General features: G+C 42.1%; 18 protein-coding genes. 6 read left to right on the plus strand and 12 right to left on the minus strand.

All coding sequences use genetic code 11. From position 1 onward, the window contains the following. Position 1 precedes the first annotated feature (1 nt). The 7 genes from MURRU_RS11260 to MURRU_RS11290 form a co-directional block, all read right to left on the minus strand. Positions 2–1339: an acyclic terpene utilization AtuA family protein gene (locus MURRU_RS11260; protein WP_014033592.1), complete on the minus strand. Its 1338-nt coding sequence runs from the start codon at positions 1337–1339 to the stop codon at positions 2–4. 1 nt (position 1340) lies between these two features. Next, positions 1341–2639, minus strand: coding sequence for a CitMHS family transporter (locus tag MURRU_RS11265; RefSeq protein WP_014033593.1), 1299 nt, complete (start codon positions 2637–2639; stop codon positions 1341–1343). Between the two features lie 42 nt (positions 2640–2681). Beyond that, complete coding sequence (locus MURRU_RS11270; RefSeq protein ID WP_041801953.1) at positions 2682–4172, minus strand: DUF1593 domain-containing protein; 1491 nt, start codon at positions 4170–4172, stop codon at positions 2682–2684. A 49-nt stretch (positions 4173–4221) separates the two neighbouring features. Next, positions 4222–5589 (minus strand): Gfo/Idh/MocA family protein, encoded by a 1368-nt coding sequence (locus MURRU_RS11275; RefSeq protein WP_014033595.1) that lies wholly within the window; start codon positions 5587–5589, stop codon positions 4222–4224. Further along, entirely contained in the window at positions 5589–6182 is a 594-nt protein-coding gene (locus MURRU_RS11280) for a gluconate 2-dehydrogenase subunit 3 family protein (RefSeq protein ID WP_014033596.1), read from the minus strand. The genes MURRU_RS11275 and MURRU_RS11280 overlap by 1 nt, the downstream gene beginning before the upstream one ends. A 2-nt stretch (positions 6183–6184) precedes the next feature. Continuing rightward, entirely contained in the window at positions 6185–7891 is a 1707-nt protein-coding gene (locus MURRU_RS11285) for a GMC oxidoreductase (protein WP_014033597.1), read from the minus strand. Positions 7892–7960: 69 nt separating this feature from the next. After that, complete coding sequence (locus MURRU_RS11290; RefSeq protein WP_014033598.1) at positions 7961–8677, minus strand: NUDIX hydrolase; 717 nt, start codon at positions 8675–8677, stop codon at positions 7961–7963. A 688-nt stretch (positions 8678–9365) separates the two neighbouring features. On the opposite strand from MURRU_RS11290, the gene MURRU_RS11295 reads away from it, so the two are divergent. The 3 genes from MURRU_RS11295 to MURRU_RS11305 all read left to right on the plus strand — a co-directional run bounded on the left by MURRU_RS11295 (position 9366) and on the right by MURRU_RS11305 (position 17909). After that, on the plus strand, positions 9366–12569 hold the full coding sequence (locus MURRU_RS11295; protein WP_014033599.1) for a SusC/RagA family TonB-linked outer membrane protein: 3204 nt from the start codon (positions 9366–9368) through the stop codon (positions 12567–12569). A gap of 4 nt (positions 12570–12573) precedes the next feature. Further along, positions 12574–14277 carry a RagB/SusD family nutrient uptake outer membrane protein gene (locus MURRU_RS11300; protein ID WP_014033600.1) on the plus strand — a complete coding sequence of 568 codons (1704 nt, stop codon included), beginning with the start codon at positions 12574–12576 and terminating at the stop codon, positions 14275–14277. Positions 14278–14570: 293 nt separating this feature from the next. Then, a complete protein-coding gene (locus tag MURRU_RS11305; protein WP_041801956.1) occupies positions 14571–17909 on the plus strand; it encodes a VCBS repeat-containing protein in 3339 nt (1112 codons plus the stop codon). A gap of 242 nt (positions 17910–18151) precedes the next feature. Here the strand turns inward: MURRU_RS11305 and MURRU_RS11310 are convergent, their stop codons facing one another. Together MURRU_RS11310 and MURRU_RS11315 are read right to left on the minus strand one after the other, a co-directional pair. Beyond that, a complete protein-coding gene (locus tag MURRU_RS11310; protein WP_014033602.1) occupies positions 18152–19444 on the minus strand; it encodes a M20/M25/M40 family metallo-hydrolase in 1293 nt (430 codons plus the stop codon). Between the two features lie 75 nt (positions 19445–19519). Further along, entirely contained in the window at positions 19520–20398 is an 879-nt protein-coding gene (locus MURRU_RS11315; protein WP_014033603.1) for an aminotransferase class IV, read from the minus strand. A 520-nt stretch (positions 20399–20918) separates the two neighbouring features. Here MURRU_RS11315 and MURRU_RS11320 point away from each other — a divergent pair. Genes MURRU_RS11320 through MURRU_RS11330 form a run of 3 tightly spaced genes read left to right on the plus strand, consistent with a single transcriptional unit; the run spans position 20919 to position 22903 of the window. Further along, complete coding sequence (locus MURRU_RS11320) at positions 20919–21440, plus strand: 5' nucleotidase, NT5C type (RefSeq protein ID WP_014033604.1); 522 nt, start codon at positions 20919–20921, stop codon at positions 21438–21440. 12 nt (positions 21441–21452) lie between these two features. Continuing rightward, a complete protein-coding gene (locus tag MURRU_RS11325) occupies positions 21453–22175 on the plus strand; it encodes a carboxylesterase family protein (protein WP_014033605.1) in 723 nt (240 codons plus the stop codon). 5 nt (positions 22176–22180) lie between these two features. Continuing rightward, positions 22181–22903 carry a M15 family metallopeptidase gene (locus MURRU_RS11330; RefSeq protein WP_014033606.1) on the plus strand — a complete coding sequence of 241 codons (723 nt, stop codon included), beginning with the start codon at positions 22181–22183 and terminating at the stop codon, positions 22901–22903. Here the strand turns inward: MURRU_RS11330 and MURRU_RS11335 are convergent. The 3 genes from MURRU_RS11335 to MURRU_RS11345 are packed head-to-tail and all read right to left on the minus strand — an operon-like array spanning position 22900 to position 25840. After that, positions 22900–24078, minus strand: coding sequence for a THUMP-like domain-containing protein (locus tag MURRU_RS11335; protein WP_014033607.1), 1179 nt, complete (start codon positions 24076–24078; stop codon positions 22900–22902). The genes MURRU_RS11330 and MURRU_RS11335 overlap by 4 nt on opposite strands. Positions 24079–24085: 7 nt before the next feature. Continuing rightward, positions 24086–25186 (minus strand): AI-2E family transporter, encoded by a 1101-nt coding sequence (locus MURRU_RS11340; protein WP_014033608.1) that lies wholly within the window; start codon positions 25184–25186, stop codon positions 24086–24088. Between the two features lie 3 nt (positions 25187–25189). Beyond that, complete coding sequence (locus MURRU_RS11345; RefSeq protein WP_041801475.1) at positions 25190–25840, minus strand: DUF4159 domain-containing protein; 651 nt, start codon at positions 25838–25840, stop codon at positions 25190–25192. Positions 25841–25874: the final 34 nt, after the last annotated feature.

The following is a 25874-nucleotide window of genomic DNA, read 5'->3' on the forward strand; positions in this document are numbered from 1 at the left end:
GTTAGCTTTTAAAGTATTCAACTGCGGGAGCTACCCTAGCTTTATCAATTAGGACAGATTGGATGGCAATGATTTCTGTGACCGTTTTGCTAACACCGCCTCCAGCTGCCGGACCATTGGTGTACAGTGTTTCCAGTTCATTGACCAACTGTGCGGCCTCTTTTCTGCTTTTTGTTTTAGCGGCTACTCGCAATCGAACTTCCGTAGGGCTTGCTTTGGTTTCATTCCCTTTAAAAAGACTGTTGACCCCAATTAGGTCAAAAAGGATATCCTCCACTTCCAAATCCATGGATCGTAATCTTTCTTTGATGATTTCAATCGCCAATTTGGCCCGTTCCAATACATGACTTCCACCATAACTTATTTGGGCATCTGCCATATAACCATCATGATAGCCGACGGACACTTTTAATTTTCCGGTCAAAGGTTTTCCCGTAGCTCCAGAAACTTCTACTTTATCTTTTTCCATTTCCTTAAAACTGATGCTGGAAAAATCGGCAATAACATTGGGAGTTAGGTATTCCGATGGGTCATGTACCTCGTACAGCAATTGTTCTTTGCAGGTTGCAGGGGTTACCATACCGCCAGAATCCCTTAATTTGGTGATAAAGAAGGAGCCCTCTTCGTTGATTTCTGCAATAGGGAATCCTAGACTTCCTAAATTGGGAACTTGTTTTTTAACTCCGTCGGCAAAATAACCACCGCATACTTGACCGGCACATTCCATTAAATGACCCAAGGCAGTTCCTTTGCCCAAAAGAGGGTAATCGCTGAGGGACCAATCAAATTCGTGTATAATAGGAGCCAAAAATAGGGCGGGGTCGGCCACTCTGCCAGTTAGGATAATGTCTGCCCCATCCGTGAGCGCCGATAAAATTCCTTCCACCCCCAAATAGGCATTGGCAGAAATGATTTTATCGTCCAAAACGGATAAGGATTCGCCACTTTCCAATAAGGTCTGTGTTTCAAAATCCAGTAATGATTTTACGTCATCACCAAACACGGCAGCTATTTTGATGGTTCTTAAACCCAATTCATTGGCTATTTTGGCCGTTTTTTTAGCCGCAGCAACAGGATTGGCGGCGCCCATATTGCTGATAAGTTTTACATTGTTTGAAACGCAATAAGGTAAACAGGCTTTCATGCGGTCCTCCAATAAAGGATCATAACCAAGCTCTTTGTTTTGTATTTTCTGCAATTGGGCCAAGGCAATGGTGCGTTCTGCAAGACATTCGAAGATGATATAATCCAAATCCCCCTCTTTTATTAAGTCTACAGCAGGTTCAATTCGATCTCCCGAATAGCCAGCTCCTGTTCCTATGCGAATTGTTTTTTTCATATTATATGGGAATCACTCCAATTAAAACTGAAACCAATGTCATGACCAATGTGGTCAAAAAGGCGTATTTAAAAGTAAACTTTTGATGGTCCGCTAAATCAACTTTTGCCAAACCGATCAATAAAAAGGTTGCGGACGTCAAGGGACTTAAAGGGAAGCCCGTGGTCATCTGTCCCATGATGGCTGCTTGCCCCATGGTTGCAGAGGCTATACCAAATTCGTTGCCCGTTTGTGCCAATATGGGCAAAAATCCAAAATAGAACGAATTAGGGTCGAACAAAAAGCTGAGTGGCATACTCAGCACCGCAAGAATAAGCGGTAATCTTTCACCTGCAGCGGTCGGAATAACGTCCACGGCACTTTCGGCCATGTTGGCTATCATGCCCGATTCTTTCATAATTCCTGTAAAAACGCCAGCGGCCAACAATATGGAAGCCATCAAAATAGCGGCTCTTGAATGAGAAAAAATTAAATCTTTTTGTTTTTCCAGACTTGGAAAGTTCAACATCAAAACCAAGACTGTTCCGATCATAAAAACCAGGGCGGGAGGAACGGTACCTGAAATTAAAAAGGCAAGTGCCAAAATGGTTATGATGACATTGAGCCAAAAGTTTCTGGTTTTGGAAGGCATGGTCGGCACATCTGTCTCCATGGCTTTAATTTCTTCCTTGGCAACTGTATTTTTTTGAATATTGAGGCGTCTGGATTCTTTCTTGCCCAACCGCCAGGCAATAAAAACAACAAATAAAAGTCCACAAATCTGTGGTAGCATAATAGGGGAATATATCTCGGCCACACTTAAGTTGAGTGCTGAGGCTGCACGGATGGTTGGGCCGCCCCATGGAAGCATGTTCATGGTGCCTGCTGCCAAGGATACGACGCAAGCCAAAACGCGACGATCCATTTGGAGTTTTTCATAAAGGGGCAATATGGCAGGAATTACAATTAAAAAGGTGGTGGCCCCCGAGCCATCAAAATGTACGGTCATGGCCAACAAGGCAGTGCCAATGGCAATTAAGGTTGGGTTGGTGCCCACCCATTTTAAAATGGTGTTTATAATGGGATTGAACATTCCCGCATCGGTCAGGATCCCAAAAAATAGGATAGCAAATACGAACATGGCCACAACAGGGGCAATGCTTTTGATTCCTTCCAACGCAAAATCAAACGTTTCCCAGCCAAATCCAGCAAGTAAAGCACCTACTACGGGTACCAAAATCAGGGCAGCCATGGCACTCATTTTTTTTGTTAGGATAAGTACCAATAAAACAATGATGATGAGCAGACTGGTTAGAAGCAAAAGGGGAGGGTTTTTTAATTAAGCGTTAGTATGTTCTCTAATTTATTTGATTGAAATGATAACTCTTTGGTACCTGGTCAAAGCAGGAAAGCCAGTATCGGTACCTTCAACAATGATGTGGTACTGTTCACCATTTTTGGCTGTCTTTGGAATTTTGACCGATGCCATATCAGTTTTTAATTCAACGGTCGCAGCCCCATCACCAGCTTCGGCATAAGGCCAAACCTTAAAATAAACAGGGTGTTCGTCAACATCTTCTGCTGAAAGATTAAGAGCGATCGTTTGTCCTGGACTTGCAGTCATCGAATTTCCTTCGGCCACTTTGATCTTTGGTGGATGATTGGCTTCTTCAAAAGGTTTGATGCACCAATCCGCCCGTGCGGCAAAATCGAGTTGCATGGGTTTTATCCAACGGGTCTGAGGATAGCTTTTGTCCATTTCTCCCGTTTCGGGATTTAGGTCGGCCGAGGCTTCCCCATCTTCATATCGGTACGGATTTTCGGTTGATTGCTCAAAACGACCGCTCCAACCGCCTCGGGACGGGTCTTCGTAGTTATCCAGTCCAACATCCACCAAATGTAAAAAAGCAGGGGAATCTCCTTCGGAGATAAAATCGTATTTGGAAAAATTGCCACGCTCTGTAGGTGCAATTTTTGAAATATCCCCTTCAAAATGATTAGGATCTCCTTCTTGTTTTTGCCCATCCCCGTAGGAATAATATTTTGTAAACAACGGACCATGGTTATTGATGATGTTCGGCCCCATAAAACTACCTTCCAAATAGGGTTGCTGGCTCTTGGGAACCACTTGTTTCCATGGGTAGGCAAAGCACCAAAATTGGTTGGCATTGTAAAAGACCCGTATATTGGGCCAATTGGGCCCTATGTATTTTTTGTAGGTGGCATCTTGGTCCATAATGGTATAGATAATGGCCTTTTCCGATACTTTTTCCTTGATGGCTTCCCAATCTTTATGGTTGGAATAGTCCTCCTCTATGGATTTTAGGGCTCGGGCGATGGTATTGGTTCCGCCCCAGGCCTGAAGAAAAATTTCGCGCGGGTCATCATCCAGTAATTTTTTTGCTATCCATTTTGAACCTTCGGTACGTTTGCCCATTTCCCCCTCAAACTCTATGTTGCCTACTTTTACCAGTGCCAAAAGCTCATCAGCAGAGGGGTAATTTTTGTCGTGAACGACCAAGTTTGGGTGTACCTTTTCATATTCCGCCAACAATTCCTGTATCCAAGTGGTCCCTGGCCATCTCAATTCGCTGCGTTCCCCATATATATTGCGGGTCATTTCCATTTCGGAGACCATGGTGGTTCCCTTTCCATCTCCTTTCCAATGCCACATGGAACTGGAATAAATTAAACCTTCGGTATCAAATTCGTTGGTGTACATCAAAAAACGGATAAAGGTGTCCACATCGTCTATTTCACCATCGGTGGTAACAATGGTTCGTTTATGGTCTTGTTGCGCCATAACGGAAAAAGACATGAATAGGAGTGGCAATAAAAGGTTGAATTTTGTCATTTTGGTTCTGATGGCTATCAATTTTTATGTTGATAGTGGGTTTGTTTGATCATAAAATGGTTTCCGAGGGATGTTGCCATGGCCCTCGATACTGGTGTTTGAGCAATGCAGAGGCTTCCGCATCATCAACAATAATCCTTTTTTGTGGATTATAAACCAATGGGCGTTCCAATCCCATGGCAAGGTTGGCCATAATGCAACTGGCTGTGGAAATATGGCCCTGCTCTACATCGGCAACAGGAAATCTATCACTTTCGATGGCATCCAACAAATCCAACATGTGGCCCCGTGTAGCTGGTGCGGTATGGAGCTCGATATCCTTTTCCTTTAAATCCCCTGGATATTTTTCACGCTCGTAAACCACTTCCTTTTTAATGGTTTTACCATCGTTGGGAATAAACTCGTATTGGAACACACTTCCCTTAAAAGTTCCTTTTTCGCCATAAATAAAAAATGCCCAAGGGTAATCTGGGTCCGTGGGATTGCCCCAACTACGATGCTGCCATACGCAATTGAGCTCTTCAAATTCGAAAATGGCGGTTTGTGTGTCGGAAATATTGGCTATGGAATCTTTTTGCACGTAAATCCCTCCGGTTGAGCTGACTTTTTTGGGCCATCCGAGGCCGAGCATCCACCGAACGGCATCCAGCATATGAACGCACATATCGCCCACAATACCGTTACCATACTCCATAAATGCCCGCCATCTTCCGTGCGGAAGGCCTACAAAAGGCCTTAACGGGGCGGGCCCGGACCAAAAATCGTAATCAAAATGATCGGGGATTTGTTGTACTGGCGGATTGGCATTCCAACGCATGTGATAGTAACAGCACATTTCTACATGGGATATTTTTCCCAATAGTTCGGCATCGATAATATTTTTCTTGCCCTCGATCAAGTGGGGCGTGCTTCTGCGTTGGGTGCCTACTTGTACTTTTTTGCCCAATTTTCGGGCAGTGGCCAAAATGGCTTCGCCTTCCAAAACGTCGAGGCTAATGGGTTTTTGGAGATAGAGGTGGGCGCCCGCCTCCATCGCTTCTATAGCTTGTAGCGCATGCCAATGGTCTGGGGAACCGATAAGAACAATATCCAAGTCTTTTTCAGCCAGCATTTTACGGTAATCGCTGTACAATCTTGGCTTTTTACCGGATTTTTGTCGCTGGGACACCAAATGTGCAGCTTCTTCCAGATGTTTTTTGTCCACATCGCAGAGTGATACCACTTCGATATTGGCTACTTGAATCAGTTTAAACAAATCACTTACCCCGTACCAACCACAGCCTATTAGCCCTACATTCCACTTTTTCGAAGAATACATCAATTCCATGCCATACGCACCAAATGATGATAAGGCCAAGGCAGCAGAGGTGCTGGTCAGAAATTTTCTTCGGTTGATGTAAAAATTTTTAGAATCCATTATAGGCTCCATTTATTGCCTACTTCGCTTAAAGGTAGGCATCCATTATAGGCACCGGGAATTGGGTCGTAATTCAATACATTTTCACCGATTTCCTCGGAGGTAAAATAGCCCCACAGTGCCGTTGATTTTAAGGATCTATAAAAACCTACGGGTTTTGGGTTTCCTACTGTGGTTCCCCAAACTCCGCTTCCAAATTGTCCCGAGTTTTGTTCGGCCTTTTCCAATACTTTGATTTGGTCGGATTCGGAAAGGTTTACAAAGCTGTCGCCAAAATCGGAAACACAATCGGCGTTGAACTTTTCTATTTCTTTTCTAACATGGTTTTGACCGTCTGCATCATATAATTGGGCATAGACTTTATCAATAAAAATATCGACTTTTACATCCAAAGCCCCGGGTGTTTCGGTGCGCGGTAAGATGATATCCACTATTTTGGACACGAATGCCGCTTCGTCCATGGTCAAGAATTGCGGTTGCCAATCAACCCGTGTTTCATTTTTACAAGATTGCAGCAGTGAAAGTAATGATGGCCCTGCAACGGCAGCTGCGGCCATGCTTCCTGTGAATTTTAAAGCTTTTCTACGGTCCATAATCAAATGTTCATTTTTTTGAGTTCTTTCACGGCATAATCGGCAGCCCTTGCGGTAAGTGCCATATAGGTAAGTGATGGATTTACACAAGAGTTGGAGGTCATACAGGCGCCATCGGTCACAAAGACATTTTTTACGCCATGCACCTGATTGGTTCCGTTTAAAACCGATGTTTTTGGGTCACGACCCATGCGTGCGGTTCCCATTTCATGAACACCGTATCCGGGTTCATGTTCATTATCAAACCCAAGAACATCTTTTACCCCAGCTTTTTCGAGCATTTCTACGGCATCTTCTTGAATTTGTTTGTTCTGGGCCAATTCGTTTTCCTTGTACTCACAATCTATGGACAAAGTAGGTTGTCCCCATTTATCGGTTACTTCCTTGTTGAGGAACACTTTGTTATCGTGATAGGGCAAACACTCGGCAAAACCTGTGATGAAGAATTCCCATGGCCCAGGTTTCATGATGCTGTCCTTGTAATGGCCACCGAATTCTTTACGATTGGCCGCTTCATTGTTCCCCATGCGATAACCCCCACCTTGATAACCAAAACCACGTAAAAATTTATCCGTTTTGGAGTTTTCGTCGATGTTCCAATAACGGGGGATATAAATTCCGTTGGGTCGGCGACCACTGTAGTATTTGTCCTCAAAGCCTTCAACCTTGCCCAGTGCCCCCACACGGTAGGTGTGATCCATTAAGTTATGGCCCAGCTCACCGCTATCGTTGCCCATTCCTTCGGGAAAACGATTGGAAGTGGAATTGAGTAATATTTGGGTGGTACTCAAGGTAGAAGCGTTACAAAAAACAATTTTGGCCTTGAACTCGATATCTTCATTGGTTTCGGCATCAATAATGTGTACACCGGATGCTTTGCCCGTTCCTTCATCATACATAATGGACTGCACAATGGAGTATGGTCTAAATGTAAGATTCCCAGTTGCATTGGCTGCTGGAAGAGTTACGGCATTACTGCTAAAATAAGCGCCGTAAGGACACCCGCGGCTACATCTGTTCCGGTATTGGCATTGTCCCCTACCATTTAAGGGTTGGGTCAAATGCGCCACACGGCCTATGATCATGTGCCTTTCGGGGAAGTCGCGTTCAATGCGTTTTTTGATGTGTTTTTCCACACAGTTCAACTCCATGGGAGGGAGGAAATGACTATCGGGAAGTTGTGGCAGGCCAAGAGCCTCTCCGCTAATTCCGGCAAACTTCTCCACATAGGTGTACCAAGGCTCCAAGTCTTTATACCGAATGGGCCAATCCACCCCGTGACCGTCCTTGGCATTCGCTTCAAAATCCATTTCGCTCCAACGGTAGGTCTGTTTTCCCCACAATAGTGAACGACCGCCCATTTGGTGTCCCCGTATCCAAAGGAATGGTTTAACCTCGGTATAGGGATTTTCCTCGTCGTTAGCGTAAAAATGTTCGGTATCTTGGCCTATAAAACCTGACCGGATGCCTTTATAGTGTTTTTTTTGTTGTTCAGGGGTTAATCCTCCCCGAAGCTCCATATCCCAAGGATCCAGGTGGGCTGTGGTGTAGTCTTTTGGATGTTCCACTACGGGACCACGCTCCAAAACCAAGGTTTTTAGTCCTTTTTCACAAAGTTCTTTGGCGGCCCACCCTCCACTGATTCCTGAGCCGATTACAATGGCATCATAGGTGTGTTTGGGGTCGGCATCTATATTAAAGTTTGGCATTTGCGTATTCGGTTTAGGAATTAAAGGTTAGGATTATTTCTCCATTTTTTATGGCGATTTTGTTATAATTTATGTCTTTTCTACTTTTTCCTTGTCAAAACTATAAAGGTAAGGGGCCTTGTTGGCCGCACCGGTATACAATTTCTCATGTCGTTTTAAAATATCCATACTAAGCATTTTCCGTTGGAAGGTGGTACGTCTAAATTCTTTGTTTAGAATGGTCTCATACACTTTTTGTAATTCCTTCATGGTAAACTTTTCGGGCAAAAGATTTTCTCCGATGGGTTTCTTGCCAAGGTCATTTCTAATGGACTCCAATGCTTTTTCAACAATCTCTGCGTGGTCTATCATTAAAGTTGGCAACTTGTTGATGTCATACCAATTGATGGAATCCGAAAATTTGTCGGGAGTGGGCTGTACTTGGTTGTAGTTGATCAACGCGTAATATCCAATGGTAATGAATCTATCCAAAACCCAGTGGTCGGAAGATATGGAATAGCCTTTTCCGGCAGCAATCTTTTTGAAGGGGTAGGAACTGTCCCTGTTCTTTTTTCCAAACGTATGAAACTGTTCCAGATGAATTTTTTCCAGGCCCGTTCTTTCCCGGACCCCTCTTTTAACAGCATCGTATAAATCTTCATCTCGCCGGATAAATCCTCCTGGCAATGCAAATTGACCGGAATTTTGATATTCCAAGATCAATATTTTCAATTCTTTTCCAGTAAAACCTAAGATTACCGTATCATAGGCAATATTGGTTATATGTTCTGATTTTAATGGTAGCATGTTGTAAACATCGCAAAATTTACATCAAAAAAATATAATTACGAAAAAAAGAAGATATTATTGTAACAAATTGATACAATAAATAGGGGTGAATTGAGAATATAAAAACATGTTTTGGCCGTGTCTCTGGCTTCCGGAACGGCCAAAGGAAAAAAAACAATGCACTTCCTGTTCGGGTCAATGTTAAAAATGGTAATTTAGAAGGAAACTACGATACCCATACAGAAATATTTTATCAACTTTATTTTGCACGGTAGCCGCAAGGGTGAGAAATTGCCAATTGGTCCAACACCAAAACAATTGATGGCAATCCACCTAAAAATGGTCAATGTTGTGGAGATTTAATCGCTGCCTTCAAATGTTAAAGGTCACTGAGAATTTTTTGGGTGGAAAATGTGCTGATCAATAACAGGTTGAACCATAACAATTAGGTGCTTTTTTGTTGTTTTTTAAACGCAAAAAAAAGGAATGTTTATAGCTCATTAAACACTGGTTTGACCGCCATGTACAGTTGGCTGCGGATTTTTCATAAATATCAAATCGCATTTTATCAGGGAGTTGAATTTTATTTTTGTAATATATAATGTTAAAATATTGCCAATTGTAAAATTTTAACTATTATTGTTCCTGATTGAGACAATATGCACGGTCGAGATCAATCAAAATAACTAAACTAAATAGACTATCTATGAATCAAAACAAAATTCAGATTTTGACAAGATGGGCTGATACGGTAAAAACGTTTCAGACATTCTTTTTGTCGATGACAATGATGTTGGTGGGTGGATCTGCATTAGCAGCTGCCCCGGACTTGGGTGAAGCCACTTCGCCCCCTTACCAAGTAACCATAACAGGTACAGTTGTGGATAATTTTGGAACCCCTTTACCTGGTACCAACGTTATTGTAAAGGGTACCACTAATGGTACACAGACAGACTTTGATGGTAATTATTCCATTACGGCTGCTTCTGATGCTACCTTGGTTTTTTCCTACGTAGGTTTTAAAACTTTGGAAATTCCAGTAAATGGCAATACTGCCATTGATGTTACTATGGAGGAGGATGCTGCGGCCTTGGATGAGGTAGTGGTAACAGGGTATGGTACCCAAACAAGAGGCGAATTAACAGGTTCCGTGGGAACTGTGGATGTGGCAGAGGCTACAAAAACCCCTGTTGTTAATGCCGCGGAAGCCTTACAAGGACGTGTTTCGGGTGTTACAATTACCAATAACGGTTCGCCTGGAGCTGCTCCAGTAGTGCGTATTAGGGGTTACGGAACAGGTAACAGCAACGATCCCTTATATATTATTGATGGAGTGCAGACTGACGACCCTGGTATCTTAAACTCAATAAATCCTGCCGATATCGAGCAGATGAACGTACTTAAGGATGGTGCTGCCGCCATTTATGGGGCAAGGGCATCCAACGGTGTTGTTATTGTAACTACCAAAAGTGGTGGCTATAACCTTAATACGGCAAAGGTTTCACTGGATATGTACACAGGTTTTTCTACCGCGGCCAATGTACCTGAGATGCTTAATGCCCAACAACATGGCGAAATGATTTGGCAAAGTATTTTGAATGATGGAGGTACTCCTTCACATATTCAGTATGGTGATGGTCCAAGCCCGGTGGTTCCCTCAACAATACAGGGTGATGTTCCTGTGACTATGAATGTTAGGCCAAATGGAACAGACTGGTTGGACGAAATTTACAGAACGGCAATTACCCAAAATGCCTCCATTACCTTGGAAAATGGTAACGAGAAATCGAAATTCCTTTTCTCAGCTGGGTATCTGAACCGTCAAGGGATTCAAATCCACACTGGTTTTAAAAGAGGAAATGCTAGATTGAATTCCGAATTTAAAATTGGGGATAGAATCCGAGTTGGGGAACACGTCAATATTTCTTTTGACAGAAGAAGTGGAGGGCAATCTTGGTACAACTTTGCCACGAGAATGTCTCCTTTGGTTCCCGTGTATGATGCAGAGGGCAACTTTGCAGGTAGCTATAGCAATGCTAATGGCCTTGCCAACCCAAATAACCCTGTGGCAGAAGCTACCCGACAAAAAGATAATTTTGCCAAAACCTTTAGAGTATTCGGTGATATCTATGCTACATTGGATATTTTGGACGGCTTACAATTTAAAACATCCCTCGGTGGTTCCATCAGAGCTTATAACGATAGACGTTTTAGAGCGTTGATACCAGAATCTCCCGAGCCTCTTGCAACAAATACTTTGACTGAGGCCGATCAAGATACTTACGAGTGGGTATGGACCAATACTTTGAATTACAACAAGTCTTTCGGTGACCATAGCGTCAACGCATTGATCGGTATCGAGGCTTTGGATAATCATGGTAAAGGAAAAGAAATTTCCAGAACGAATTATTTCTTCGAAACACCGGACTACTATTTGTTGAGCAATGGTGGTGGCGCGGCCAATGTGGCTTACGCCTATGATAATGCATCTTCATTGTTCTCCTTGTTTGGAACGGTTAATTACGATTATGATGGTCGTTATTTGTTGACGGCTACGGTTCGTCGTGATGAGTCATCTAGATTTGTTGGTGACAACAAGAGCGATATCTTCCCTTCATTCAGCGCAGGGTGGGTAGTGAGCAACGAATCCTTTTGGCCTGTTGACTCCTTTATGAGTAGATTAAAGTTGAAAGGTTCATGGGGTCAGTTGGGTAACCAAACACTTCCTGTGAACAACCCAACTATCAATATTTCCGTATTGAGTGAGCAATATGCTAACTACGTGTATACCGGTAGTGGTGGGGCAGCACAAGGTGCGCTTTTATCGGCTGCAGGTAACCCGAATTTGAGATGGGAGACTAGTGAGACCACTAACTTTGGTATAGAACTTGGTTTCTTTGACAATAGACTGAACCTTGCTGCAGAATACTTTACCATTACCACAAAGGATTTGATCAACCAAGATGAACAATTATTTAGTTCAACGGCAATTGATGCCGCACCTCCTTTTGTGAACTTAGGTTCCATAGAGAACAAGGGTGTGGATGCAACTTTGAGCTATAGAGATCAGACCGACTCTGGCTTTAGTTATGGAATAGATGTTAACTTCTCTAGTTACAAAAATGAGGTGGTAGACCTTATAAGCGCCTTCCAAACAGGTTTCGGCGGCTTTAGGACTACTGGAACCGTTACAAGAACACAGGAAGGACAACCAATATCATCTTTCTACGGTAGAATAGTGGATGGAATTTTTGCTTCGGAATCCGAAGTGGCCAATGCACCATCTCAAGGGTTTGACTCAAATGCTGATGGGATTGGAAGATTCCGATATCGAGATTTGAACAATGACGGAGTAATCAATGATGACGATAGGACCTTTATCGGTTCGCCCCACCCGGATTTCACTTATGGGGTTAACTTGACATTGGGTTACAAAGGCTTCGATATGTCGGCCTTCTTCCAAGGTTCCCAAGGAAACGAAATATTTAACAACGATAAGGTGTATACCGATTTTCCTTCTTTCTTCGATGCCAACAGAAGTGTTCGTGTAATGGATTCATGGACTCCTGATAATTTGGATGCGGAACTGCCTGCATTAAGTCAGAGTATTACGAACAATGAAGGTACAGCAAACTCTTTCTTTGTGGAAGATGGCTCGTACATGCGATTGAAGAACCTACAAATTGGATATACCTTTAATGATGAGGTTTCCGGTTATTTGGGAATGGATAGTGTCCGTTTTTACCTTCAAGGTACCAATTTGTTCACTATAACTGGTTATGATGGAGTAGATCCAGAGCTACAACCTAGATTTAATGGTGGAGCTATAGACAACCTTACCATAGGGGTTTCGGATAACAATTATCCCATAGCTTCAATTTATTCCTTCGGAGTTAATCTAAAATTTTAAAAAAATGAGAAAGAAGATATTATATTCAACAATAATGGCAGGTCTATTGCTATGGGCCTGTAGTGAAGATTTCACGGAAAAACCGGCGACAGGAGCACTTTCAGATGAAGCCCTGCAAAATGCAACGGGTGTTGATTTAAAGTTGACGGCTGCCTATTCCGCAATGGATGGAGAGCGTATTAACAGACAGGGGGAAGGAGTTGCTGCCGGTGGAGACAACTGGTGGGCCGATGTGGTGTCTGACGATGCGCATAGAGGAAGTGAAGATGGGGACAATACTGCATTGTTTCAGGTTGAAACCTTGGACTGGCAAACCGGGAACAGCTGGTTTTTAGGACGATGGAGTGCCCTCTTTGGAGGTGTTAACCGTTGTAATGCGGTGCTTGATTTGATCAATCAGATTGAGGAGGGTGATTTCTCCCAGCAAGAAGGGGAAGCCCTTTTTCTTAGAGGATATTATAATTTTGAACTTCAGAAATTTTTCGGAAATGTACCATTTATCACTGTAGAGAATTTGGTCAATCAAGAGTTCAACCAACCCAATCCAGGTCCAATCTGGGCAGAAATTGAAGCCGATTTTCAAGCGGCTATCGATAGATTGGGTGACGATATCGTCGTGGGTAGAGCAAATGCTTGGGTAGCAAAGGCATTTTTAGGTAAAGCCTATTTGTACCAAGGAAAATATGAGCAGGCCTTGCCATTGTTCAACGATGTGATCAACAATGGGCCTTACTCATTGAACGAGCAATTTGTGGACAACTTTAATGCTGCGGGAGAAAATGGACCGGAATCCATGTTCGCCATTCAATTTGCTTCGGATGATGGACGTTCCTTCAACGGAAACGGTGCCGGTACCTTGAACTTCCCTGGCGGCGGACCATTGGGTACTTGCTGTGGTTTTTATCAGCCTACTCAAGATTTGGTTAACGCCTACCAAACGGATGGTTCAGGATTACCATTGTTAGATTCCTATGCAGCAACTGATGTGACTAATGATTACGGAATCAATAGTGATGAACCTTTTACACCTCATACAGGGCCGCTAGATCCAAGATTGGATTATACGGTATCCCGTAGAGGAATTGATTACAATGGTTTCGGGCTAAACCCTGGAAAGGAATGGATAAGGGCATCTTTTGGAGATATTTCCGGACCTTATTTGCCTAAAAAGAATGTATACCAAGCAGATGAGGTGGATGCCAACCGCGGTACAGGTGGTTGGGGTTCTGACTGGTCTGGTATCAACTATAACGTAATGCGATTTGCAGACGTACTGTTGATGGCAGCTGAGGCGGCTACAGAACAGTCCAGCCCAAATTTACCTTTGGCCGTGGAATATGTTAACAGAGTACGTAATAGGGCAAAGAATATGACCCCGGTACAAACAGTTGATGACACTGGGGATGCTGCCAATTATCAAATTGAGCCTTATGCTTCTTTTGGAAGCCAAGACCTTGCAAGAAAAGCAATCCGTTTTGAGCGTCGTTTGGAATTAGGTATGGAAGGACACAGATTGTTCGATTTGAGAAGATGGGGCAATGCTAAAGAAACCATCAATACCTACATTCAAAACGAAGGTGAAGATTTCGACCAATCAAATTACGATTCCAAATTTGGTACATACCAAGACAAACATGACCTTTTCCCAATTCCGATCAATGCAATCGACCAAAGTGGAGGTGTATTGACACAGAATACCGGTTATTAATAATAGTAGTCTGAGTTAGTTTAATTTAATTCGAGTTAGTAAATAGGTTGCCAAAATACATTGGCAACCTATTTTAATTATAGACAAATCCTATTAATTAAAAATTAACCATTATTAATTGAACATTAACCGTAGATGGTTCAAATACAGTACCTGAATTTGTATTTTTAGTATTAGGAGCGACCATCAGCTAAAAAAATAAATCCAATTTCTTTTTGATGAACAACAGTTTGCAACGTTCAAACATTGGTGTCTCATCTGAATTTTGGTTAACCCGTAAAAACTTCAGCACAGTGAATAAAAGTTATATTTTAATTGCAGTGGCTTCATTACTGGTCATTTCTTGTTCCAAGAAACAAGAGGACACTTTGTTTACTTCAATCTCATCCGACCATTCCGGCATTACATTCAACAATAAAATAGTTGAGACCGATAGTTTCAATATTCTCACAAGCGAATACATTTTTAATGGAGGAGGGGTTGCCGTAGGTGACTTTAATAATGATGGCAAGCCCGACCTTTTTTTTACAGGTAACCAAGTGACCAACAAGTTATACCTCAACCAAGGCGATTTTGAGTTTAAGGACGTAACCGAGGTATCCGGTGTGGAAGCGGCGGATAAATGGAAAACAGGTGCCGCTGTAATCGACATAAACAATGATTCACTTCTTGATATTTATGTCTGCGCCGCAATGTATGCAAGCCCCGAGGAAAAGGCCAATATGCTCTATATAAATCAAGGAGTGGATGATGGCGGCATTCCTATTTTTAAAGAAATGGCCAAGGAATATGGCGTTGCGGATACCGGCAATAGCATGAATGCAGCATTTATAGACTATAACAAAGATGGCTTTTTGGACTTATACGTGCTTAACAATGTGGATATACATGTACTGCCGGCAAACTATAGGGAAAAGATCACCGATGGTTCCTCTTTGAGCAACGACCGTTTATACCGAAACAATGGCGACAATACCTTTACTGATGTAACCATAGAGGCGGGCATTACCATTGAAGGGTACGGTCTTGGCGTGGCCATTTCCGATCTGGATTACGACGGTTGGCCAGATATTTATGTAAGCAACGATTATCTGAGCAATGACATCATGTACATTAATAATGGGGATGGGACATTTACCGATAAAATAAGTGAGTTTGTAAAGCATCAAAGCAAATTCTCCATGGGCTCCGATGTAGCCGACTTTAACAATGATGGCTATCTCGATATTCTTACATTGGATATGCTCGGGGAAACAAATTACAGGTTAAAAACAACAATCAAATCAACTAAGTACAATGATTATCACATGAATGACAGGTATGGATACGACTATCAATATATGCGTAACATGCTTCAAATGGGGCAAGGTCCCGATATGCCCTATAGTGAAATTGGCCTTATGGCGGGCATCGCCAAAACCGATTGGAGCTGGTCACCACTTTTTGTTGATGCCGATAACGATGGACGAAAGGATATATTGATCACCAATGGTTTTCCACGAGACATCACCGACCTGGATTTTGGTGAATTCAATTTCAATGTTCAAAAATATCTTAGTACGGCCCAAATTTTGGATTCCATTCCAGTGGTCAAAATACCCAATTACGCTTACCGAAATGAAGGTGATGGTCAGTTTAAGGATGTAGGTGAAGCATGGGGATTGAGTATCCCTTCCTTTTCAAACGGAGCAGCATTTGCCGATTTGGATGCCGATGGTGACTTGGATTATGTGGTGAACAACATCAATGATGAAGCCTTTCTTTTCAAAAACAACCTCGAAGCAAAGCAAAAAGAGGATAAAAATTTCCTTCAGTTGGATTTGAAAGGCCCAAAAAACAATCAAGCAGGTCTGGGCACCAAGGTGGCCCTACGTTTTGGGGACGGAACCTTTCAATATTACGAGCATCAGTTGAACAGGGGCTATTTATCAACAGTACAAAGTATGGCCCATTTTGGTTTGGGGCCTCAAAAAACAATTACATCCCTCGAAATAGTATGGCCAGATGGAAAATTCCAGGTGTTAACCGATGTACCAAGTAACCAAACCCTGAGTATTGATCATGGTGAAGCCACTCCTTTAAGTGACCGCGAATTGGCATTTCCTTTGGCACCAAAACAGCTCAAGACCATATATCAAGAAATATCGGAGCAAATAGGTGTCAATTATATCCATAAGGAAACAGATAAGGCCGATTTTTACCTACAACCTACATTGCCCCACAAACTAACACAGAATGGACCCCGGCTTGCAAAGGGGGACATCAATGGGGACGGCTTTGAAGATTTTATCATTGGAAGCTCATCCGGGCATTCCCCAACGATTTTTATGCAAGATTCCAAGGGAACTTTTACCAGCACATCTTTGTTCGAAGGCGAAGAATATAAAAAATACGAAGAGACAAGTATTTCCCTTTTTGATTTGGACAATGATGGAGACCTTGACCTTTATATGGTTTCCGGAAGCAACGAGTTTGATTTGGACTCACCATATTATCATGATTACCTAATGATCAATCAGGGCAATGGCAAGTTTACCATGGCAAAAGATAAAATGCCGGAGATAAATTCCAGTGGATCGGTAGTAGAGGCCGAAGACTTTGATGGAGATGGCTATGTGGATCTATTTGTTGGCGGACGAACCCCTTTTTCACAATATCCCAAACCGGATAATTGCTATCTGTTGAAAAACGAAAAAGGAAAATTGGTCGATGTGACCGAGGCATACAGTAAAGCACTCAGGACCCCAGGAATGATAACCGATGCCAAATGGGCCGATTTGGATCACGACAGTTTGAAGGATCTTATTTTGGTGGGCGAATTTATGCCAGTAACCATTTTTATGAACAAAAAGGATTCCTTTCAGCAAATGGACCAAACAGGAATACAACAACTATCAGGTTGGTGGGAATGTGTCTTGGCAGAAGATTTTGATGGCGATGGCGATGTGGATTTACTTGCTGGGAACTTGGGGGAGAACAATCTATACAACCCTTCCGAAGAAAGACCAGTTACCATGTTGGCCAAGGATTTTGACAACAATGGAGCTATTGACCCTGTAATGTTCGCGTATTTTAAAAGCGATTTTGAAGACTCGACATTCCAGCCCTACCCCGTTAATTTTTGGGGTGATCTTATGAGCCAAAGTCCTATGTTCAGGAAAAAGTTCAATTATTTCAGGGAATTTGCCACGACCACCAAGAGTGGTCTGTTTACGCCCGAAGAGCTTGAGGGAGCCGATGAATTAATGGCAAATCACGATCAAACCACCTATTTTGAGAATGATGGCAACGGACAGTTCAAGATGGGCAGACTTCCATGGCAAACACAATCGTCACCCATAAAATGTATGATTACAACACAGGCAGGGGGCAACGCCTCTACCGATGTGCTCATGATTGGAAACGATTTTGGCAATGAGGCTTTTATTGGTAGATATGATGCTTTTAACGGCGGTGTTTTGCTCGGAGACAACAAAGGAACGTTTGAGTTTAAAAATGCCGAGGAAAGCGGATTTAAAGTCACCGGTGATGCAAAAGATATGATACAGGTTGAAAGGGCAGATGGAGGACACCCCTATATTATTGTAACGCAAAATAGGGGTAAAGCATTGGTTTTTACCAAAACTGAGTAATTGATATAAAAGCCCAGTAGTTTAAATAAAAATTGAGTTTATGAAATGGTTTGCTCGCATAGCGCGGCAAACCATTTTTTTATACTGATTGTCCACGATCAATCATATAAATAAAAAGTTGTCTGGTCGAGCGTCCCGAAAGCTTTCGGGAAGGCCTCATTTTTAAGACTTTGAATCTGATAACATGTCGACTGTGCTCGATGGGACAGAGCAGTATGATTTGATTACGGGTCTTCGATTTTCTATTTGCTGAGGCCTGCTTGTGACAAGGCGATCAACAATGCCAATTGAATGGATTCATCGCCCTCTTCATCGTTCAAGTACCACTCGTGCAAGGAATGCGCTCCGCCCCCTTGTCCGCCACGACCAATACATACGGCCGGAATTCCTTTGGATACCGGTATGTTGATGTTGGTCGAACCGCGCCCCAAACGTGGGGTCTCCCCAAAATACTTGGTGGCAGCCATGGTTCTTTGAATCAAGGGTAGTGAAGCAGGCAGTTCCCCTGATGGCCTATCACCAATTTTTATGAGCTCGTAGCTAACCTTGCCACGCACACCGCTGGCATTGTATTCTGTTATGGCTTTTTCCACAGAGGCTTTAAAGATGGACTCGATTTCATCAAGGTTTTTGGGATTGATAGCACGCATATCGACCTCCATCCAAGACTCAAATGGAATGGAATTTACAGAAGTACCACCACCAATTCTACCAACATTAAAACTTGTTTTAGGGATATCTCCAGAAGTATATTCCCATGCATCCTTGGAAAAAAAAGCTATGGCTTTTCCCAAAGCATGATGAGGGTTGGCAAGGCCAAAAGCTCCCCAAGAATGTCCACCTTGCCCTTTTATGAGCAATTTATAACGTTTGGAGCCCAATCCAGCATTGCTTATTCTTCCCAAACCACCACCATCAATAGCGATCCAAGAATCAATGTCCAATCCCGATTCATTGAACATGTATTTCATGCCCCGTAGGTCCCCAAGACCTTCCTCACCAACGGACCCAACAATTAATAGGTCTTTTTCAGTTTTTATATCCGCCTTGTTCATAGCTTTAAGCATGCTGATAAGCATGGCCAAGCCACGTGTATCATCACCAATCCCTGGGGCTTTTAATGTGTCCCCCACTTTTTTAACGGTAACATCGGTTCCCTCTGGGAAAACTACATCCAAGTGGGCATCGACCCCAACATAGCCCGATTGGCCGGACGTACCTTTTCGTAACCCGATGACATTCCCGACCTTGTCTGTCCAAATACTATCAACACCAGCTTCTTTCAACATTTTGGTAAAGACTTTACCCCGCTCATCTTCCATAAAGGGAGGGGCCAAAACTTCTGTTAAAACAATCAGGTCTTCCGTAGTTTGATCTTTTTGGGCCTTTATCAATTCAAAAGCTTTTTTGACCTGTTTTTTCTTGGCCAAACGTTCTACTTCCTTGGTGTATTTTTTTTCAATTTCTTCCTGGGCCATTATCGAACCGGATAACAGGCCAAAGGTCATAATGAGACCGAATGTGAGTTGTTTCATAATCAAGTATATTATTATTTTCTAAAAAGCTGTTTCTGATTTTGTGTTCATGTAAAATTCTAGGAATAGTTTCTTCTATAGTGTTATTTGGGATGAATCCATTGTTCTAAGCTCGGCAAATGCTTTTTGGAGCCTAGCTGTCACTTCTCCAATAGCATCGTTTTTATAAAAAACATGATTGCCCAATTGTGCAATGGATGCCACTTGGGTAGTGGTGCCAGTAAAAAAGGCCTCGTCCATATTTTTAATCTCATTTTCTGTTACGGGCTTTTCAATAACAGGTATTTCCAACTTCCTGCAGAGTTTTATAACAATCTGCCTGCTTATGCCGTTCAAAATATGTTCGTTGGCCGGATGGGTAACTACATTCCCGTCTTCCACAAAAAAAATATTGGTGTGGGAGCCTTCAGAAATTACACCGTTTCGGACCAAAACAGCTTCATCTGTATTTGCGTTCATAGCCGTTTCGTTGGTCATAATGTTGCCCAATAGTGAAATGGATTTGATATCGCATCTGTGCCATCTAAAGTCGGGTTCCAAAACGGCTTTCATGTTCTTAAGGTTGATGGGAGGGAGATCGTATGGCAGTGCATACATCATCACGGTAGGGGGAACGTTTTTTGGGTACGAGTGTTTTCTGGGGGCGACTCCACGGGTAACTTGCATGTAAATTAAGCACGATTCCCCTTCCAAACCAGCCGCATGAAGAAGTCCGTCCAGATTATCATCAATTTCCTTGACCTTGTATGGGATGCCAATTTTGTCCAGGTTGTCCTGCAGTCGGTCCAAATGTGCTTTTTTATAGAAAATGCCATTTTCCAATTGCATCATTACCTCGTAAATACCATCACCGAATAAAAACCCGCGGTCAAAAACCGATATTTTGGCGTTGTCGGCCGTTACTATTTTTCCATTCAAATAGACTTTTTCAGGAAAGTTTCTTTTGGGCAACATTAAGGTTGGTTTTAAATGGGAGGCTTTCTAAAAGGTCGATTTTCGTCAACCTGAACTTGATTCAGGTTCTCATAACGATTTGTTTATCAATGTAACGAAATCAGGAATACTGTGCATGTAGCAGACAGAAATTCAGAATGACGTACTTCAATACTCTTTGGACAAGCCCGTATTATATTGTTGTGAAGGTAATTGTTATTTCCTAAAATTAAAACCCAGCGATAAAGTTTATAGAGGGGAAATAAACTTTAGAAAAAAAATAATAATTTTATTGAATGTCCGCAATGTGTCATAATATTACCAACGTCACCCTGAACTTGATTCAGGGTCACGTAAAGATGCTCATGTTCAGCAGGATGAGATGTTGAAACAAGTTCAACATGACGCCAAAAACATCATTATGACATTAAATGGACAATCAGTTTATTTTTAAAGAAATTCAATATCGTCAACAATAGATTTAGATGGTTGGTTTTAATAATTACAAAGATTTGTCGTACTTCACAAAAAAAGATAAACCATGACGATTTTTGTTGATATGGACGAGGTAATTGCAGATGCTTACAATGCCCATTTAAATATTTACAATCAAGAATTTAATGCCCAATTGACACTGGAAGACTGCTATGGTAAGGAATTTTGGCAATGTGTTCCAAAGGAACATCAACAATCGATAAAAGACCACACTAGGCGAGATGGTTTTTTTGGTGATTTAAAAGTAATTGCCGATAGCCAAGAAGTGCTAGAGGCGTTAAGCAAAAAGTATGAAGTATATATTGCTTCGGCAGCTATGGAGTTTCCACAGTCCTTAAGGGAAAAGTCGGATTGGTTGGACAAACATTTTCCCTTTATTCCGTGGCAAAACCGAATTTTGTGCGGGAACAAACATGTTTTAAAAGGAGATGTACTCATAGACGACCGTAGCAAGAACCTCAAGCCTTTTGAGGGTAGGTCCATAATGTTTACATCACCACATAATACAACGGTCACCGCTTTTGAACGCGTGGATACTTGGAAGGATATCGCCAACAAACTTTTGTAACTTGTAACCGCAATGCAAAAAAAACTATCCAAATTATTGTTATTGGCCGGTACATTTATGCTTCAGGCGTGTGCTGCACAATCCCATTTGGTGCAGGAAGAACTGGAGACCATCACCAAAGAAAATTTAAAGTACTATCTCTATTATCCGGAAGATTATTTCTCATCGGAAGGTAAGGATTTTGGCCTATTGCTCTTTCTCCACGGCGGGGGTGAATCAGGAGGGGACATCAAAGAGGTCAAATATAATGGCCCGCCAAAAATGCTGGCCGAAGGCAAACAATTTCCCTTTTTGATCTTGGCCCCACAAAATCCCCACGCCCAAAAATGGTGGAATACGGACGCAGTCGTCCAATTATTGGACTCCGTGGTCAATACCAATAGGGTGGATAAAAATAGAATTTACTTGACCGGACTGAGCAGAGGAGGAAGTGCATCTTGGGAATTGGCCACGCAATATCCGGATAGGTTTGCGGCCATGGCCGTAGTTTGCGGTATGACGCCATTACCCTATGCCCATTGGATAGATAAGAACATGCCCATTTGGGTTTTTCATGGCGATGAGGATGAGGTAATCCATGTGGAGGAATCTGACAAGATGGTGGAAAAGTTAAGGGAGATGGGCCGCGATGTCCGCTACACAAGATACAAGGGCGTAGGCCACAACGCATGGCACAGGGCTTACACAACCGACTCGCTCTACACTTGGTTGGCCGAGCAAAAACGCAAAAACTGAACTTGATGAAACACCCGATTATTTTCCTAGGCCTTCTTTTGATGGTAAGCTGTAAACAAAAAGCCAAAAACCAAAATGAATCTGCCCAAACCGAAACAGCAATTCGTTTGGACTCCGTTTCCAGTGATACAATTGTTAAGGAGGAAGCCGCTGTTTTAAAAACATTCGAAGGATTGGCCGATACCACTTTTGTGCGACTGGCCGATTTTAGTGAAGATTTTGCGTATGACATGCGCTATGCCACCGAAAATAATTTTTTAAAGGCCAAAGTATACGATTGTGCCGAATGTTATACAAGGGTAAAAACAGCAAGGGCATTGATTGAGGCCAATAAAGATTTTATGGAAAAAGGAGTGAAAATCAAGTTTTTTGATTGTTATCGTCCCAATTCCGTACAATACAAAATGTGGGAGATCGTCCCCAACCCACAATATGTAGCCAATCCAGATAAGGGGTCCATTCACAATAAAGGTGGTGCCGTGGATATTACCTTGGTGGATATGGAGGGCAACGAACTTGATATGGGAACCGATTTTGATTACTTCGGGAAAAGGGCCTATCACGATAATTTGGATTTGCCACAAGAGATTTTGGATAATCGGAAACTACTTAAAGAGACCATGGAAGCACACGGTTTTTGGTCCATCAGAACCGAATGGTGGCATTATAACCTTTCAGCGGCCTCCAATGATAGGGTCGCCAATTTTAAATGGGAATGCAACGATTAAGCCTTTTTGCACATCAAAAAAATCAAGTTGTTGTTGATATCCGTAGTAAAAAAAAGATAACGACCCCCGCCATCTTTAATGTTATGTTTTTTACGAAGTTCTACGACTGACAGCGGAAAGTTTCTTGTTGTAATATTCGCTTTTGGAACAGTCAGTGATTTCAAAGACTTTTTGGAATAAGGAAGGGTCTTTTCAATGGTAAACCTTCTCCCGGGAAAATCCACAAGAGTGTCAGCAGTGTATAAATGGGAGTGGGGGTGGAGTTTTTTAAGGTTGTACGCTTTAGCTACGGACTTAAACCCACCGGACTTTAAAATAGCGGCATTGGGTTCGTACAAATATGCAGAAGGTTCCCCAAACTCAATAGTGGTGTCTTGTTCTTCTTCTAGTTTAAAATTAAATGTATCTGTTCGGTTTGGCAGTAAATTGATGGTTTTTATCCCAATGCTTCGGTCGTATCCTTTTTCCAAAACAAAGAGGAGTTCCTTTACTTCGTTATTGATAGCCACAACATGAACCTCTTTTACGAATTCCAGTTCCTCAATCCCCTTTTTTATATCTAACAGTGGGGATGTTTTTACAAGAATGTTTTGTGTTTTTTCAAAAATCAAAGGGAGGTGTTCGGGTAAATTGGGCAAGCAATCCTCTAAGAGAAAAACCTTTCCTTTTTTATCACTTCTTCGGGAAGGGTCAACATAAATCCAATCAAAATTTTGGGTTGATTCTTCTAAAAATGTAATGCCATCTTTGGGCAGGCATTTTATGTTGTTCTGCCCTAAAATTTTAAAATTATGGGCGGAAATTTCACTCAGCTCCGAATTGATTTCACAATGAAAAACAGACGCTATTTTTTTTGAAAAAAAGTAACTGTCAACACCAAATCCACCCGTAAGGTCTACCAACGATTTTCCACTTACAATTTGGGCCTTATATTCAGCTGTTGACTCGGAACTGGTTTGTTCAATATTGAGTTTGTTTGGGTAGTAGATATTGGCAGAGGCAAACCAAGTGGGCAGCTTGTCCCGACTCTTTTTCTTAGCTTCTATCTGCTCGACCAACTCTTTTTGGGAAACACCCTCAAAAACTGGCTTTTTAAGCAGGACTGACATGATGTCAGAAAAAATGTTTTTTGATATAAAATCCTGAACACCAGTATTTAAAATAATATCGTTCAAACTGATGTTATAAGTTTTTGGTCAATTTCTTTACAAATGAATATTCCGTTAAAAACTCCTTTAAAACAACCTTTATGGCCGTATATCCGGGTACTGCGACCACCATTCCGACCACTCCAAATAAGAGCCCTGCAATGATGATAATCAGAAAGATCTCCAAGGGATGGGATTTTACGCTTGTGGAAAAAATAAAGGGTTGTGAAAAGAAATTATCAATGAGTTGACCTACCGTTAAACCAATCAAAACATACATGGCTTTTGGCAAAATAACGGTGCTGAAATCTGCTCCGAGCAAACTGGTCATGGTCAGGGTAATCATAATTACTCCCCCAATGATCGGACCTATGTAAGGGATAATGTTGAACAGGGCGCACAAGAATGCAATAACAATGGCATTTTCCACGCCAACAATCAATAGTGCTATGGTGTAAATTACAAAGAGTATAAATAATTGAAGTAAGATTCCAGCAAAGTATCTGGAGAGCAGGTTATTGATTTTATCAATGGATTTAACCAGATTACTTTCTTTGTTGTCCGGTACAAAAGTCAAGATGCCATTTTGCATTAATTTACTATCCTTTAAAAAGAAAAAGGAAATAAAGAGAACGGAAAAAAGGCCAATACTAAAATTGCTCAGTGCATTAACAAACGAGTTAAGAAAATTTGGGATAAAACCTAAATCCATCCCTTGCAGCACATTTTCTTCGATGCGGGATTCGTTCAACAAGGTATTGAAGCCCCCCGTTGAGGCACCAAAATAGTCTAAGGTTTGAATGTAAAGTGTGTTAAGGTCGGCTTTAAGTGCTTCAATATCCAGTAGGGACAGGTTTTTACTTTGTTCGGCAATCAGTGGAATAAATAGGGCGAGAATCCCTAAAAAAATAGCCAGCATAAATATCATGGTAACCACAACGGCCAAGGTATTGGGAAACTTGAGCTTTCTTCGCAAGAACAATACAATGGGTCTGCCCAGCAAGGCTAAAACCGCCGCAATGGCCAAATACGCCAATACGGACTGGATTTTATAAAAAAACCAACCTAAAAGAACCACACCGACCATAATGGCCACTGCCCGTAATATTCCGTTAGCGATTGTTTTAGCATTCATGTTTTAACTTTTAAAAGCATATTCCACAATATTGGATCCCATTTGCAAGGCTTTCAACCGAACTTCTTCCGGGTCGTTGTGCACGCTTGGATCTTCCCAGCCATCCCCAAGGTCGCACTCGTAGGTATAGAGCAATAATAATCTTCCCCGATCAAAAATCCCAAAGGCCTGCGGTCTTTTTCCATCATGCTCATGAATTTTGGGAAGTCCATCTGGAAACTTGAATTTTTGAGAAAATATGGGATGGTCGGCACCCAGTTCCTCCAATGGTTTGTCCGGAAAAACCTTTTCCAATTCTCTTTTCAGATAGGGTTCCATACCGTAGTTGTCGTCAATATGTAAAAATCCTCCGGACAAAAGATAGCTTCGCAAATTCTTGACTTCTTCATCTGCGAAAAAGACGTTGCCATGCCCTGTCATGTGCAAAAACGGATATTTAAAAATAGAGACGCTCCCCGCTTCCACCGTTTCCGGTTCTGGATTGATCTTTGTGTCAATATTGGTATTACAAAATTGAATTAAGTTGGGAAGTGCCGTAGGGTTGGAGTACCAATCGCCTCCACCGCCATACTTGAGTACGGCGATTTGCTGGGCATGCATTGCAGTTACTGCGAAAAACAGCAGAGTACAAATTAAATGGGTATGTTGTTTCATATAGAAGCAGTTGACCAGTCTTTCAAAAATAGGG

The sequence above is a fragment of the Allomuricauda ruestringensis DSM 13258 genome, from assembly GCF_000224085.1.
Taxonomy (GTDB): domain Bacteria; phylum Bacteroidota; class Bacteroidia; order Flavobacteriales; family Flavobacteriaceae; genus Flagellimonas; species Flagellimonas ruestringensis.